The 16,282-nt window shown below is 74.0% G+C and carries 2 protein-coding genes and 1 pseudogene; all 3 read left to right on the forward strand.

The genetic code is table 11. The features are described from left to right. Positions 1 to 12,184 (forward strand): annotated as a pseudogene (locus tag LN042_RS33745) (SDR family NAD(P)-dependent oxidoreductase); the annotation flags it as partial. A gap of 189 nt (positions 12,185 to 12,373) precedes the next feature. Further along, entirely contained in the window at positions 12,374 to 13,210 is an 837-nt protein-coding gene (locus LN042_RS33750; protein ID WP_230055268.1) for a hypothetical protein, read from the forward strand. Between the two features lie 5 nt (positions 13,211 to 13,215). Continuing rightward, positions 13,216 to 16,224 carry a condensation domain-containing protein gene (locus LN042_RS33755; protein WP_230055269.1) on the forward strand — a complete coding sequence of 1,003 codons (3,009 nt, stop codon included), beginning with the start codon at positions 13,216 to 13,218 and terminating at the stop codon, positions 16,222 to 16,224. Positions 16,225 to 16,282: the final 58 nt, after the last annotated feature.

The following is a 16,282-nucleotide window of genomic DNA, read 5'->3' on the forward strand; positions in this document are numbered from 1 at the left end:
GTTGGCGAGCCAGAACTACCAGCTCTTCGTGGAGGTCACCCCGCACCCGGTGCTGCTGGGCGCGATGAACGACACCGTCGAGGAAGTCGCCCAGGCGGCCGGCCCGGGCGTGCTCGCGGCCGCCGTCTGCGGCACGCTACGCCGTGATGAGGGCGGTACGGACCGGCTGGTCACCTCGCTGGCTGAGGCGTTCGTCGCCGGTGCTGCCGTCGACTGGACGGCCGTGCTGCCCGCCGGCGAGCGGGTCGAGTTGCCGACGTATGCGTTCCAGCATGAGCGGTTCTGGCCGCGTGCGGCTGCGCCGGCTCTTGGTGGGGATGCGGTGTCGCTGGGTCTGGGTGCGGTTGGTCATCCGCTGCTGGGGGCGGCGGTTGAACTGGCCGGTGGTACGGGGCTGGTGTGCACGGGTCGGTTGTCGCTGCGGACGCATCCCTGGCTGGCCGATCACGCGGTGGGTGGTGTGGTGCTGCTGCCGGGCACCGGGTTCGTCGAGATGGCGGTGCGCGCGGGTGACCAGGTGGGCTGCGGCCTGCTGGAGGAGCTGACGCTCCAGGCGCCGCTGGTGCTGCCCGCCGACGGCTCCGGGGTTCAGGTGCAGGTGGTGCTGGCCGACGCTGATGCGGACGGGCGCCGGACGGTCGAGGTGTTCTCCCGCCCCGACGCGTCCGACCTGCGGCAGGCATGGGTTCAGCACGCGAGCGGCGTGGTGGCCCCGGCCCAGGGAACTGTGTCGGCGGAGGACGACTTCGCGGCGTGGCCTCCGCAGGGTGCCGTGGCGGTGGACGTCACCGGCATGTACGAGTCCCTGGCCGACACGCCGTACGGGTACGGTCCGGCGTTCCAGGGGTTGCGGGCGGTGTGGCGCCGTGGTGGTGAGGTGTTCGCCGAGGTGGTGCTGCCGGAGTCGGTGGCGCAGGAGGCGGGGGCGTTCGGTCTGCATCCGGCGTTGCTGGACGGGGTGTTGCACGCCAGTGCCCTGGTCGGTGGGGGTGAGGAGGGCGAGCCGGGTCAGGTGCGGTTGCCGTTCGCCTGGACGGGTGTGGAGCTGCATGCGGCGGGGGCTTCTGTTCTGCGGGCGCGGTTGCGCCGTGATGCGCAGGGCGCTCTGGCGTTGACGGCGGCGGATGCGGCGGGTCAGCCGGTGGTGTCGGTGGCCTCGTTGATCACCCGGGCCGTGGCGGCCGACCAGCTCGGGGCGCGGGATGCTGGTTTGGCGGATGCGCTGTTCACCGTGGAGTGGTCTGCGATTGCCGGGGGCGAGGCCCCGGTCGGTGAGTGGGCGTTGGTGGGTGTTGACCGGTTCGGGCTGGTGGATGCGTTGGGCGCGGCTGGTGTGTCGGTGCGTTCCTTCGCCGGTCTGGGTGAGGTTGCGGCCGCGGTCGGGGCGGGGGAGTTGGAGCCCGCTCTGGTGTTGGTCTGTGCCGGCGGCCCGGAGGGTGCTGATCCGGCCGAGGGTGCTCGCCGGGCGACCGGTGAGGCCCTGGTCCTGGTGCAGGACTGGTTGGCCGAAGAGCACCTGGAGGCAGCGCAGCTGGTGGTCGTCACCCGTGGCGGTGTGGCGGCCTCGGCGGGTGAGCGTGTGGCCGATCTGCCGGCTGCCGCGGTGTGGGGGTTGCTGCGATCGGCGCAGTCGGAGAACCCCGGCCGACTGGTCCTCGTCGACCTGCCCGCCGGTGAGCCCGGCAGTCACGCCACTGCACTGCCGTCTGCCGTGGGCAGTGGCGAGTCGGAGTTGGTCGTCCGTAGTGAGACGGTCTATGGGCGGCGATTGACCCGCCCGGCAGGCGAGTTGGTGATGCCGGAGGGCCCGTGGCGGCTGGCGCCGGACGCCGGTGGCTCGCTGGACGGCCTGACGCCGGTACCGGCGCCGCAGGCGGCGGAGCCGCTGGAGGCGGGGCAGGTCCGGCTGGCGGTCCGGACGGCGGGGCTGAACTTCCGGGACGTGCTGATCGCTCTGGGGATGTACCCGGGTGGCGGCGTGATGGGCAGTGAGGTCGCCGGCATGGTGCTGGAACTGGGCCCGGAGGTGACCGGACTGGCGGTCGGCGACCGCGTGATGGGTGTCGCCGCCGGCGGGTTCGGCCCGGTCGCCGTCACCGACGCACGGCAGCTGGTCCGGATCCCGGCCGGCTGGTCCTACGCCGACGCCGCGTCGGTGCCCGTGGCGTTCATGACGGCCTGGTACGCCTTGGTGGACCTGGCCGGGGCGAAGGCCGGACAGCGGGTGCTGGTGCACGCCGGCGCGGGTGGTGTCGGTATGGCGGCGGTGCAGATCGCCCGGCACCTTGGTCTGGAGGTGTTCGCGACGGCGAGTCCGGCGAAGTGGCCGGTGCTGGCCGCAATGGGCCTGGACGAGTCGCACATCTCCTCGTCCCGCAGTGCCGGTTTCGAGGCTGACTTCCTCGCCGCCACCGGCGGGGCGGGTGTCGACATCGTGGTCAACTCGCTGGCGGGTGAGCTGATCGACGCGTCCCTGCGGCTGCTGCCGCGTGGTGGGGCGTTCGTCGAGATGGGCCGCACCGATCTGCGGGACGCCGATGCGCTGGCGGTCGAGCATCCGGGGGTGGTGTACCGGCCGTTCGACTTGGGTGAGGCCGGCCCTGAGCGGCTGGGTGCGATGCTCGGCCGGATCGTGGAGCTGATGGCCGCCGGGGAGTTGGCCAAGCTTCCGGTGCGGGCCTGGGACGTGCGGCGGGCGCGGGAGGCGTTCCGCTTCATGCAGCAGGCCCGCCACACCGGCAAGCTGGTGCTGACGATTCCCGCCGGTCCGCACGCACCGCGCGCGGGCGGTAGCTCGGCGCTGGTGACGGGTGGTACGGGCACGCTGGGTGGTCTGGTAGCCAGGCATCTGGTGGCCACCGGGCGGGCCGAGGGGCTGGTGCTGACCAGCCGTTCGGGCCCGGCCGCCACCGAAGTCGCGGTGCTGGCCGCAGAGTTGGCGCAGTCGGGTGCGTCGGTCGATGTCGTCGCCTGTGACACGGCGGAACGCGAGGCGCTGGCCGCGCTGCTCGCGGGCATCCCGGCCGAGCGTCCGCTGCGGACCGTGGTCCACACCGCCGGCGTCCTGGACGACGGCACGATCGCGTCGTTGGACCCGGAGCGGGTGGCGACCGTGATGCGGCCCAAGGCCGACGGCGCCTGGCACCTGCACGAGCTCACCCAGGACCTCGACCTGGAGCACTTCGTCCTGTTCTCCTCGGCCGCCGCGACGTTCGGCGTCCCCGGGCAGGGCAATTACGTCGCGGCCAACGCGTTCCTGGACGCACTGGCGGCCGACCGCCGGGCGGCGGGGCTCAGCGGAACGTCCCTGGCCTGGGGCCTGTGGGCGGACGCCAGCGGCCTGACCGGGCAGCTGACCGACTCCGACCGGGCCCGCCTGACCCGTGGCGGCGCCGTGGCCCTGAGCGCGGCCGAGGGCCTGGCCCTGCTGGACCACGGCCTCGCCCGGGACGAGGCGATGCTGGTGGCGACCCGGCTGGACCTGGCCGGGCTGCGGTCGCAGGCCGCCCGCGCCGGTGAAGTCCCGCCGCTGTGGCGGACCCTGGTCACCGCCGGGGCCGGTCGGCGGACCGCCGCCTCGGGCGGCGTCGGCGCGGACTCGCTGCACCAGCAGTTGGCCGGACTGTCCGAGCAGGACCGGACCCGGCTGCTCACCGACCTGGTCCGCACCCATGTGGCCGCCGTGCTGGGGCACTCCTCCACCGACGCGGTGGAGCCGGGCCGGGCGTTCACTGACCTGGGCTTCGACTCGCTCACCGCGGTGGAACTGCGCAACCGCCTCGGCACCGCGACCGGGCTGCGACTGCCGGCCACGCTCGTCTTCGACTACCCCAGCCCGGTCGCGCTCGCCGGTCACCTCCGGGGACGGCTCATCGGTGACGACGAGCAGCCGGTGAACCTGCTGCCGGTCCGGCCGGCAGAGGCGGGAACCGACGATCCGATCGCGATCGTCGGCATGGCCTGCCGGTTCCCCGGGAACGTGAACGACCCCGACGGGTTCTGGCAGGTGCTCGCCACCGGGACGGACGCGATCTCCCGCTTCCCGGACGACCGCGGGTGGGCCGTGGACGAGCTCTACGACCCGGACCCCGAGAGCGTCGGAACCTCCTACACCCAGGAGGGCGGATTCGTCGCGGACGCCGGCGGCTTCGACGCCGGGTTCTTCGGGATCAGTCCACGCGAGGCGCTGGCGATGGACCCGCAGCAGCGGCAGCTGCTGGAGACGTCCTGGGAGGCGCTGGAGCGGGCCGGCATCGATCCGGGTGCGCTGCGCGGCAGCCAGACCGGCGTCTTCGTCGGGGGATTCGCGTCGGCCTACGGGCTCGGCCTGGCGACCGGCAGCGAGGGGGCCGAAGGCCACCTGACGACCGGCTTCGCCACGAGTGTGATGTCCGGCCGAGTGTCGTACACGCTGGGGCTCGAAGGGCCCGCGGTGACGGTGGACACGGCCTGCTCCTCGTCGTTGGTGGCACTGCACCTGGCTGCCCAGGCCCTGCGCTCCGGCGAGTGCTCGATGGCGCTCGCGGGCGGGGCCACCGTCATGGCCACCCCGGACGGGATCGTCGGGTTCAGCCAGCAGCGAGGCCTCGCGGTGGACGGGCGCTGCAAGGCGTTCTCCGCGCAGGCGGACGGGATGGGCTTCGCCGAGGGCGCCGGCATGGTGGTCCTGGAGCGCCTGTCGGACGCCCGGCGCAACGGGCACAAGGTGCTTGCGGTGGTGCGCGGCTCGGCGGTGAACCAGGACGGCGCGTCCAACGGGCTGACGGCGCCGAACGGTCCCTCGCAGCAGCGGGTGATCCGGGCGGCGCTGGCGAACGCGCGGCTGTCAGCAGCCGATGTGGACGTGGTGGAGGCGCACGGGACGGGCACCAAGCTGGGTGACCCGATCGAGGCGCAGGCGCTGCTCGCCACCTACGGTCAGGAGCGGCCGGAGGGACGGCCGTTGTGGCTGGGGTCGGTGAAGTCCAACATCGGGCACACCCAGGCGGCGGCCGGTGTGGCCGGTGTGATCAAGATGGTGTTGGCGCTGCAGCACGAGCAGTTGCCGCGCACCCTGCACGCCGAGGTGCCGTCGCCGCACGTGGACTGGTCCGCCGGTGAGGTGGAGCTGCTGACGGAGGCGGTGCCGTGGCCGGCCAACGGCCGGGTGCGCCGGGCGGGTGTGTCCTCGTTCGGCATCAGCGGCACCAATGCCCACGTGCTGCTGGAAGAGGCTCCCGTTGCGGCCCCAGCCGAGGACGGCGCCGACGTGGTCGAGCCGGCCGCTGCGCAACCGCTGGTCGAGACCGGTGCGGTCGGGGCCTGGTTGGTGTCGGGTCGGTCGGCCGAGGGGCTGACCGCGCAGGCGGGTCGGCTGTACGACTGGGTGTCGGCGCGGCCGGAGTTGGCGCCGGTGGATGTGGGGTGGTCGTTGGCGTCGACGCGGTCGGTGTTCGAGCACCGGGCGGTGGTGGTCGGCGGTGAGCGCGGGGAATTGGTGTCCGGGCTGCGGAGCTTGGCGGCTGGGGCGCCGTCGGGTTCGGTGGTGTCGGGGGTGGCACGGCCGGGTGCGCGGGTGGTGTTCGCGTTCGCGGGCCAGGGGTCGCAGTGGCTGGGTATGGGCCGGGAGTTGGCTGGGGTGAGCCCGGTGTTCGCGGCCCGGCTGGCGGAGTGCGAGGCGGCGCTGGCGCCGTATGTGGACTGGTCGTTGGACGATGTGCTGGCGGGGGCGGAGGGTGCGCCCGCGCTGGAGGCGGCGGATGTGGTGCAGCCGGCGCTGTGGGCGGTGATGGTGTCGCTGGCGGCGGTGTGGGAGGCCGCCGGTGTGGTGCCGGATGCGGTCGTCGGCCACTCGCAGGGGGAGATCGCGGCGGCGACGGTGGCCGGGATGCTGTCCCTGGATGACGGCGCGCGGGTGGTGGCGCTGCGTTCGCAGTCGTTGAAGGTGCTTGCGGGGCTGGGCGGGATGTTGTCGGTGAGCCGGTCGGCCGCTGTGGTGGAGGAGCGGATCGCCCGGTTCGGCGAGCGGCTCGCCTTGGCGGCGGTCAACGGGCCGGCGGCGGTGGTGGTTTCGGGTGAGCCGGACGCGCTGGAGGAGCTGAAGGCCGAGTTCGAGGCCGAGGGCGTGCGCGCCCGGATGGTCGCGGTGGACTACGCCTCGCACTCCGCCCAGGTGGACCGGTTGGAGGACGAGATCACCTCGGTCCTGTCGGGGATCGTTCCGCGTCGTGGTCGGGTGCCGATGGTGTCCGCGATGACCGGCCAGACGCTGACCGGTGAGGAGTTGGACGCCGCCTACTGGTACGCCAGCCTGCGGGCCACCGTCCACTTCGACCGCGCGGTCCGCACCTTGGCGAGCCAGAACTACCAGCTCTTCGTGGAGGTCACCCCCCACCCGGTGCTGCTGGGCGCGATGAACGACACCGTCGAGGAAGTCGCCCAGGCGGCCGGCCCGGGCGCGCTCGCGGCCGCCGTCTGCGGCACGCTACGCCGTGATGAGGGCGGTACGGACCGGCTGGTCACCTCGCTGGCCGAGGCGTTCGTCGCCGGTGCTGCCGTCGACTGGACGGCCGTGCTGCCCGCCGGCGAGCGGGTCGAGTTGCCGACCTATGCCTTCCAGCATGAGCGGTTCTGGCCGCGTGCGGCTGCGCCGGCTCTTGGTGGGGATGCGGTGTCGCTGGGTCTGGGTGCGGTTGGTCATCCGCTGCTGGGGGCGGCGGTTGAACTGGCCGGTGGTACGGGGCTGGTGTGCACGGGTCGGTTGTCGCTGCGGACGCATCCCTGGCTGGCCGATCACGCGGTGGGTGGTGTGGTGCTGTTGCCGGGTACCGGGTTCGTCGAGATGGCGGTGCGTGCTGGTGACCAGGTGGGCTGCGGCCTGCTGGAGGAGCTGACGCTCCAGGCGCCGCTGGTGCTGCCCGCCGACGGCTCCGGGGTTCAGGTGCAGGTGGTTGTCGCGGATGCCGATGCGGATGGGCGCCGGACGGTCGAGGTGTTCTCCCGCGTTGATGCGCAGCAGGCGTGGGTGCAGCATGCGAGTGGTTTCGTGGCTCCCGCCGGTGAGGTGGCGGTGGCGGAGGACGACTTCGCGGTGTGGCCTCCGCAGGGTGCCGTGGCGGTGGACGTCGCCGGGATGTACGAGGCGGGTGCGGGTGCGGCGTACGGGTACGGTCCGGCGTTCCAGGGGTTGCGGGCGGTGTGGCGCCGTGGTGGTGAGGTGTTCGCCGAGGTGGTGCTGCCGGAGTCGGTGGCGCAGGAGGCGGGGGCGTTCGGTCTGCATCCGGCGTTGCTGGACGGGGTGTTGCACGCCAGTGCCCTGGTCGGTGGGGGTGAGGAGGGCGAGCCGGGTCAGGTGCGGTTGCCGTTCGCCTGGACGGGTGTGGAGCTGCATGCGGCGGGTGCTTCTGTTCTGCGGGCGCGGTTGCGTCGTGATGCGCAGGGCGCTCTGGCGTTGACGGCGGCGGATGCGGCGGGTCAGCCGGTGGTGTCGGTGGCCTCGCTGATCACCCGGGCGGTGGCGGCCGACCAACTCGGGGCGCAGGGTGCTGGTTTGGCGGATGCGCTGTTCACCGTGGAGTGGGCTGCGATTGCCGGGGGCGAGGCCCCGGTCGGTGAGTGGGCGTTGGTGGGTGGTGACCGGTTCGGGCTGGTGGATGCGCTGGGCGCGGCTGGTGTGTCGGTGCGTTCCTTCGCCGCTCTGGGTGAGGTTGCGGCCGCGGTCGGGGCGGGGGAGTTGGAGCCTGCCCTGGTGTTGGTCTGTGCCGGCGGTCAGGAGGGTGCTGATCCGGCCGAGGGTGCTCGCCGGGCGACCGGTGAGGCTCTGGTCCTGGTGCAGGACTGGTTGGCCGAAGAGCGCCTGGAGGCAGCGCAGTTGGTGGTCGTCACCCGTGGCGGTGTGGCGGCTTCGGCGGGTGAGCGTGTGGCCGATCTGCCGGCTGCCGCGGTGTGGGGGTTGCTGCGTTCGGCGCAGTCGGAGAACCCCGGCCGGTTGGTCCTCGTCGACCTGCCTGCCACCGGTGACCAGGCCACGGCCGTGCTGCCGACGGCGCTGGCCGCCGGCGAACCGGAGGTCGCCATCCGCGGCAACGCGGCCCACGCACGCCGACTGACGCGTCCATCCCGCTCCCTGACGGCAGTTGAACAGCTGTCGGACTCGTTCGGCGGGCGGACGGCGCTGGTGACGGGTGGTACGGGCACGCTGGGTTCTCTGGTGGCCAGGCATCTGGTGGCCACCGGGCGGGCCGACGGGCTGGTGCTGACCAGCCGTTCGGGTCCGGCCGCAGCCGAAGTCGCGGTGCTGGCCGCCGAGTTGGCGCAGTCGGGTGCGTCGGTCGATGTCGTCGCCTGTGACACGGCGGAACGCGAGGCGCTGGCCGCGCTGCTCGCGGGCATCCCGGCCGAGCGTCCGCTGCGGACCGTGGTCCACACCGCCGGTGTCCTGGACGACGGCACGATCGCGTCGTTGGACCCGGAGCGGGTGGCGACCGTGATGCGGCCCAAGGCCGACGGCGCCTGGCACCTGCACGAGCTCACCCGGGACCTGGACCTGGAGCACTTCGTCCTGTTCTCCTCGGCCGCCGCGACGTTCGGCGTGCCCGGGCAGGGCAACTACGTCGCGGCCAACGCGTTCCTGGATGCACTGGCGGCCGACCGCCGGGCGGCGGGGCTGCCCGGGACGTCCCTCGCGTGGGGCCTGTGGGCGGACGTCAGCGGTCTGACCGGGCAGTTGACCGACGCCGAGCGCTCCCGGATGACCCGGAGCGGGAGCGCCGCACTGAGCGCGGCCGAGGGACTGGCGCTGATGGACCTGGCCATCGCCCGGGACGAGGCGGTGCTGGTGCCGGCCAAGCTGGACTTGGCCGGGCTGCGGGCGCAGGCCGCCCGCACTGGTGAAGTCCCGCCGCTGTGGCGGGCGTTGGCGGGCCGTCCGGCTCGGCGCAGTGCCGCCTCCGGCGGGGTGGGCGCGGACTCGCTGCGGCAGCAGCTCGCCGCGCTGTCGACCGCGGACGGTGACCAGTTGCTGCTGAGCCTGGTGCGCGCGCACGTCGCCGCCGTGCTGGGCCACGCCTCCGGCGACGCGGTGGAGCCGGGCCGGGCGTTCACCGACCTGGGCTTCGACTCGCTCACCGCCGTCCAGTTGCGCAACCGTCTCACCACGGCGACCGGCCTGCGGCTGCCCGCCACGCTGGTCTTCGACTACCCGAACCCGGCCGCCCTCGCGGGGCACCTGCGCGGACGGCTCGGCGGCGGGCCGACCGAGGGCGCGCAGGCCGCGGTCCCGGTCGGGGCGGCGGCTCACGACGAGCCGATCGCGATCGTCGGGATGAGCTGCCGGTTCCCGGGCGGGGTGACCGGCCCCGAGGACCTCTGGCGCATGATGGCCGACGGGCAGGACGCGATCTCGGCGTTCCCCGCCGACCGTGGCTGGGACCTGGAGGCCCTGTACGACCCGGACGCCGCGCACACCGGCACCTCGTACACCCAGGCGGGCGGGTTCGTGGAGGACGCGAGTGCCTTCGACGCCGGGTTCTTCGAGATCAGCCCGCGTGAGGCGCTGGCCATGGACCCGCAGCAGCGGCTGCTGCTGGAGCTGTCCTGGGAGGCCTTCGAGCGGGCCGGGATCGACCCCGCGTCCCTGCGCGGCAGTCAGACCGGCACGTTCGTGGGCGGGTACACGTCCGGCTACGAGATGAGCGTGCTGGCGCACGGCGGTGCCGAGGCCGAGGGTCACCTGATGACGGGCATCGCGACCAGCATCCTGTCCGGTCGGCTGGCCTACACGTTCGGCCTGGAGGGGCCGGCGGTGACGGTCGACACGGCGTGCTCGTCGGCGCTGGTGGCACTGCACCTGGCCGCGCAGGCGCTGCGGTCCGGCGAGTGCTCGATGGCGTTGGCCGCGGGCGTGACGATCATGGCCACGCCGGGGACCTTCGTCGAGTTCTCCCGTCAGCGCGGGCTCGCTCCGGACGGCCGCTGCAAGGCGTTCGCCGCGGCGGCGGACGGCACCGGCTTCGCCGAGGGCGCGGGCGTGCTGGTGGTCGAGCGGCTGTCGGACGCGCAGCGCAACGGCCACCAGGTGCTCGCCGTGCTGCGGGGCAGCGCCACCAACCAGGACGGCGCGTCGAACGGCCTGACCGCGCCCAACGGTCCCTCGCAGCAGCGGGTGATCCGGGCCGCGCTGGCCAATGCCGGCCTGCGGGCGGACGAGGTCGACGCGGTGGAGGCGCACGGCACGGGCACCAGGCTGGGCGACCCGATCGAGGCCCAGGCGCTGCTGGCCACCTACGGGCAGGACCGCGGGCAGGACCGGCCGCTCTGGCTGGGCTCGGTGAAGTCCAACATCGGGCACACCCAGGCCGCCGCCGGCATCGCCGGTGTGATCAAGATGGTGCTGGCCCTCCGTCACGGCCGCCTTCCCGCCACGCTGCACGTGGACGAGCCCACGCCGCACGTCGACTGGTCGGAGGGCCAGGTGCGGCTGCTGACCGAGCCGGTGCCGTGGCAGGCCAACGGCCGGGTGCGCCGGGCGGGCGTGTCCTCGTTCGGGATCAGCGGTACCAACGCGCACGTGATCCTCGAAGAGGCGCCCGCGCCGACCGGGGCCACCGGTCCCGTGGCGCCGTCGGCACCGCGGGCGGTGGTGCCGTGGGTGCTGTCCGGGCGGACCGCGGAGGCGCTGCGGGCACAGGCCGGGCGACTGCGCGAGTTCCTGGTCGACCGGCCGGAGGCGGACCCGGTGGACGTCGGGTTCTCCCTGGCCACCACACGCACGGTCTTCGACCAGCGGGCGGTCGTGCTGGGCGAGGACCGGGACGGGCTGCTCGCGGGTCTCGCCGTGGTCGCCGCGGGCGTGCCGACCAGGGACGTCCTGACCGGCACCGCGGCGGCGGGCCGCAAGCCGGTGTTCGTCTTCCCCGGCAGCGGGTCCGGGTGGCTCGGTTCGGCCGCCGCCCTGCTGGACGAGGCACCGGTCTTCGCGGCCCGGATCGCCGACTGCGAGCAGGCCCTGGCCCCTTACGTGGACTGGAAGTTGACCGAGGTGCTGCGCGAGGGGCCGGCCGGTCCGGCGCTCGACCGCCCCGACGTCCACCGGCCCGCGCTCTGGGCGGTGATGGTGTCGCTGGCCGCGTTGTGGCGCTCGGCGGGCGTGGACCCGGCCGCCGTGGCCGGTCACGCCGTGGGCGAGGTCGCGGCCGCGCAGGTGGCGGGCGTGCTGTCGCTGGCGGACGCGGCCAGGATCGCGGCGCTGACCGGACGTTCCCCGGCCGGGGCAGAGCGGGACCGGCGGGAACTCGCCGCCGTCCGCCCACGGGCGGGTGCGGTGCCGCTGTTCTCCACCCGGGCGATGGCCTGGGTCGAGGGCGCGGAGCTGGGCGCCGACCACTGGTGGGAAGGCCCGCAGGACGTCGTGCCGGTGGCGGAGTTGGTGGACGCCCTGGTCGACGGCGGCTGCACCGCCTTCGTCGAGGTCAGCCCCGACCCGGTGCTCACCGGGGCCATGGCCGGTGCCCTGGACGACAAGGGCTTGCGGGCCGCCACCACCGTCACCGGGACGCTGCGGAACGGGGAGCCGGGGCTGCGGTCGTGGACGGCCGGCCTGGCCGCCCTCCACGTCCACGGGGTCACCGTGGACTGGGCCGCGGTCCTGGGCCGCGGCAGCCGCGTCGAGCTGCCGACGTACGCCTTCCAGCGGCAGCACTACTGGCCGCAGCCGCCGACCCGCAGGCCCGACCCGGAACCGGCCGCGGCCGGCCCCGCCGCACCGGTCGAGCAGCGGTTCTGGGCGGCACTGGAGGGCGGGGACATGGCCGCCTTGGCCGAACTCATGGGCCTGGCCGAGCCGTTGCGCGCGGACATGCCGCTGGGCACGGTGCTGGGGCAGCTGTCGTCGTGGCGTCGGCGGGAGCGCGAACTCGCGCCGCTGGACGCTCCGCAGGGTGACGACGGAGCCCAGCCCGGGGCCCGGCAGCTCGCCTGGGTGCGGCAGTTGGCCGGCCTCTCCTCGGCCGAGCGGCAGGAGCTGATCCTCGACCTGGTGCGCCAGGAGATCGCCTCGTTGCTCGGCTACGCATCGGTCGACTCGGTGCGCCCGAACGGCGATGTCTTCGAGATGGGCATGAACTCCATGACGGCCGTTCAACTGCGGGAAAGCATCAGTGAGCTGACCGGCCTTAAGCTGCCTGAGGGCTTCGTCTATGACCTCTATCTGCCGGAAGCGATCGCGGAGTTCCTGCTCGGCGAGCTGACGGCGGCGCTCCGGGAAGGCACCGGGGGCCAGTGAGGGTTTCCCGGCGATCCGGCGCCGTGCGAGCGGCCGACCGGTTTTTCGAAGAACAGTTCCGCGGGCCGCACCGCCGGAACACCAGCCATCCGACTCCGAAGATGGGATGAGAAAGTGCCGAACGAGAACGCTTGGAGCGTCATAACCGCCCCCCCGTCGAAGTCCCTGATTCTCGGAATCGATTTCCCGGCGGCCGGACGCCGTGAGGCCGGGTTCGAGGACCTCGCCGGGAAGATGGGCGCGGCCTGGGCCGGTCACGGCTTCCTGCAGACCACGCCCCCGCCCGTCCGCCTGGCCGACCGGCCGGCCGGTGACTACTACACCGACTTCTGGCTGCGGGACGGCGCGTGGGACGAGTACGAGGTGGTGGCCGTGCTCGGCTACTGCGTCGGCGGCGTCTACGCGGGGGAGATCGCGGAGCGCCTGGCGCAGCGGCAGGGCAAGGCGCCCAAGGTGATCCTCTTCGACGCGCAGGTCACCGACCTGCAGCTGCTCGAATCGGAGATCCACAAGATGATCGGGCTGGCCGGCCCGGTCTTCTCCGCGGACGAGGCGGAGCACGCCCGCAAGCGGGCCGCCGAGATCGTCGGGACGCCGTCGATCGGCCTGATCGAAGCCGCCGTCGACATCGTGGACCTGTACCGCGAGATGGCGTCCATCGCGTTCCAGCGGATCGGTCTCTCCGACAGCCGCCGGGACGAGGTCGTCCGGCTCTTCGAGTCGTACATGACGTGGCTCTCCGCCGCCTCCCAGATCGATCCGAGCCGGGCCTGGGGCGGTTCGCTCTCGATCACCTCGTCCGACTACGCCGAACTGGAGAGGAGCGGGGCGGCCACGGTCGTCAACGCGACCAAGGTGCTCGGCCGGCGGATCGAACTGGAGATCGGCCACGTCGACCTCCTGCGCGACGACTCCACGGTGCGCGCCCTGCTCGACAGCGCCGAATTCTGAGTGAGATGAAGACCTCGAGCAAAGAGAAGGCCCTCTGGCTGCTGGAGCAGCTGGTCCCGGGGACCGGGGTCAACAACCTGGGGCTCGGCCTCCAGGTCAGCGGCCGGCTCCGGCCGGACGCGCTCAGGGCGGCCCTGGCCATCGTGGCCGGCCGGTTCGAGGTGCTGCGGACCGTCTACCGCACGGCCGGGGCCGACCTGGTCAAGGAGGTCGTCCCCGCGGGCGAGTTCGCCGTGGAGATCGAGCCGCTCGACCTGTCGGGCGGCTCGCTGGAGGGGGACTTGACGGCGTTCGCCGACCGCCCCTTCCGGTTCGACGGGCGGCCCCTGGTCAGAGTCGGATTCGCCACTCACCCGGACGGCGACGTCCTGTGCGTGGCGGTGCACCACCTGGTGTTCGACATGGTCTCCGTCGGCCTCTTCCTCCAGGCGTTCATCCCGGTCTACGACGCGGTCGCGGCCGGGCGGCCGGTGCCGGCGCAGGCCACCGTGCCGGCCCCGGCCCTCGCCGAGCCCGAGCCGCGGCCCGCGGACCTGGCCTACTGGCGGGAGGTCCTGGAGGGCTTCCAGCCGGGCGGTCTCGACCTGTGGTGCGGAACCCCGCGCGGTCGGCAGCCGAAGCTGGCGGGTGAGAGTGCGAGCCGTGCCCTGTCCGCCGGGGCGCAGCAGGCCGTGGTGCAGCTGCAGCGCGCGGTCAGGGCGCCGCTCGGCGCGGTCATGCTGGCCGCGTACGCCGCCCTGCTCGCCTCGCACGGCGCCGGTCCCGACCTCGTCGTCGGCTCGCCGGTCAACGTCCGCGGGGCGAACACCGCCGCCATCGGCTACCACGTCAACGTCGTGCCGATCCGGATCCGGGTGGACCTCGCGGAGGGGTTCCGTGCCCTCGCGCGCCAGGCCCGGGACGCCTTCCTCGGGGCGATGGCGCACGCCGACACCCCGGTCGACGAGCTGACCGGGGAGCTCGCGGGGATCGGCACGTCCTGGCAGACCCAGCTCTTCCGGCACCTGTTCAACTTCCTGCCGCAGGCGCCGGCCGTCGAGCTGTCGGTCGACGGCATGGCGGCCCGGGTGCTGACGGTCGAGAACCCGCACAGCAAGTTCGACCTGGAGCTGGTCGGGTCGCCGTCCCGGGCGGAGGTCGTGTTCCGGTACTCCGAGACGCTGGCCCGCGCCGACGTCGAGGCGATGCTGGACCGGTTCGACGCGCTGCTGGTCGCGGCCGCGCAGGATCCGGACCGGCCGCTCGGCGAGACGGCGGGCTGGAGCGACGCCGACCGCCGGATCACCGGTCGGGCCCACGGGACCGCGGCCCCGACCGCGCACCCGACGGTGCTCGCGGCGTTCCGGTCCTGGGTGGCGCGCACCCCTGCCGCCCCGGCCGTGATCGACGGTGAACGAACCGTCAGCTACCGGCAGTTGGACGCGACAGCGGCCGCCGTCCGGGCGCTGCTGGCCGATGCCGGCGTCCGCGCGGGCGACACCGTGGCGGTCGCCGCCCCCCGGGGCGAGGCCATCGCCGCCGTCCTCGGCGTCTGGCGGGCCGGCGCCGTCTGTCTGCCGCTCGACCCCGGGCACGACCCGTCCTGGCTGACCCGGCAGCTCACCCACGCGCGGGTGAAGGCCGTCCTCACCGGGACCGGAGTCCAGCTGCCCGCCGACGACGACCTGCCCCCCGCCCTGCCGCTGGCCGACGCCCCCGCGCCCGGCCCCGCCGCACCGGAGGAGGCCGGTGAACCGACCGCGCCCGCCTGCCTGATCCACACCTGCGGGGAGGCCGGGCAGCCGGTCGCCACCGTGCTGAGCCACGCGGGCATCGCGGACACGGTCGGCCACTTCGCGGCCGAGCTCGGCGTCGGGCCCGGCAGCGGCGTGCCGGCCCTCGCCGCGCCCGCCACGTTCGACGCGCTCTTCGACGTCTTCCTGGCGCTGAGCGCGGGCGGCCACTGCGTCGTCGTGCCCGACGCGGCCCGGACCGACGCAGCCGCGCTGCGCAGTGCCGCCGGCCGGCACGACGTGACCGTCGCCGTGGTCCCGCCGGGCACCCCGGCCCGCATCCTGGCGGACCTGGCCGACCAGCTGCCGGGCCTGACCGTGCTGGCCGACGGCGACGAGCTGTCCGCCGGGACGGCGGGCCGGCTGCTCGCGGCCGGCTGCCGGCTGCACTGCGGCTACGGCACCCCGCAGACCACCGGCTGGGCACTGTCCGGGCGGCTGGACGACCCCGACGAACCGCCCCGGGGTCGGCCGGTCGCCAACACCCGGGCCTACGTCGCCGCCCCCGACGGGCGCGAACTGCCCATCGGCCTGCGCGGTGAACTCCGCCTAGCCGGGACCGGGTTGGCGCTGAGCGACCCGGACGACCCGGCGTTCCCGACCGACCCCCGGTACGGGCGTCACCACCGCACCGGGGAGCTCGCCCGCCGGCGGCCCGACGGAACGGTCGAATGGCTCGGCCGGATGGACCGCCAGGTCGCCACCGGTGACGGCCCGGTCGACCTCGGCCACGTCGAGGCCGTCCTGCTCGGCCACCCCGGGGTGACCGCGGCCGCGGCTCTGGCCGTGCCGCAGCCCGGCGGCGGGGACACCGTCGTCGCCTTCGCCGAGACGCCCATGCCCACGCCCACGTCCACGGATGCGGATGCGGCCGCCGACGGCCCCGCCGCACCCGGCGTCCCCGGGCAGGTCGTCCGCCTGGCCGAGCTGCCCAGGACACCCGACGGCCGTCCCGACCGCGACGCCCTCCTGGCGATCGCCCGGAAGGCACTCGACCAGGGCACCGACCAGCAGGACCAAGCGGCGGACGACGCACTCGTCCGCGACCTCGTCGAGATCTGGGGGCAGCTGCTCACCGTCGAGGCGACGGCACAGACGGACTTCTTCGCCTCCGGCGGCCACTCACTGCTCGCGGCCGTCCTGGCGCAGAAGATCGAAGAACTCACCGGCACGTCCCTTGAGCTCGGCGAGGTGTTCAAGCACCCGACGCCCACCGCTCTCGCCGCGCGGCTGCGCGCCTGACGAGCGGATCACGGCACGCCGCGCCGCCATGACCTGACCGGTCCTCAGGAACCGGCTC

Source organism: Kitasatospora humi (genome assembly GCF_020907985.1).
In the GTDB taxonomy this organism is placed as follows: domain Bacteria; phylum Actinomycetota; class Actinomycetes; order Streptomycetales; family Streptomycetaceae; genus Kitasatospora; species Kitasatospora humi.

Coding starts and splice junctions, on each gene's coding strand:
- LN042_RS33755 (WP_230055269.1), top strand. CDS start 13,216: ATGAAGACCTCGAGCAAAGAGAAGGCCCTCTGGCTGCTGGAGCAGCTG.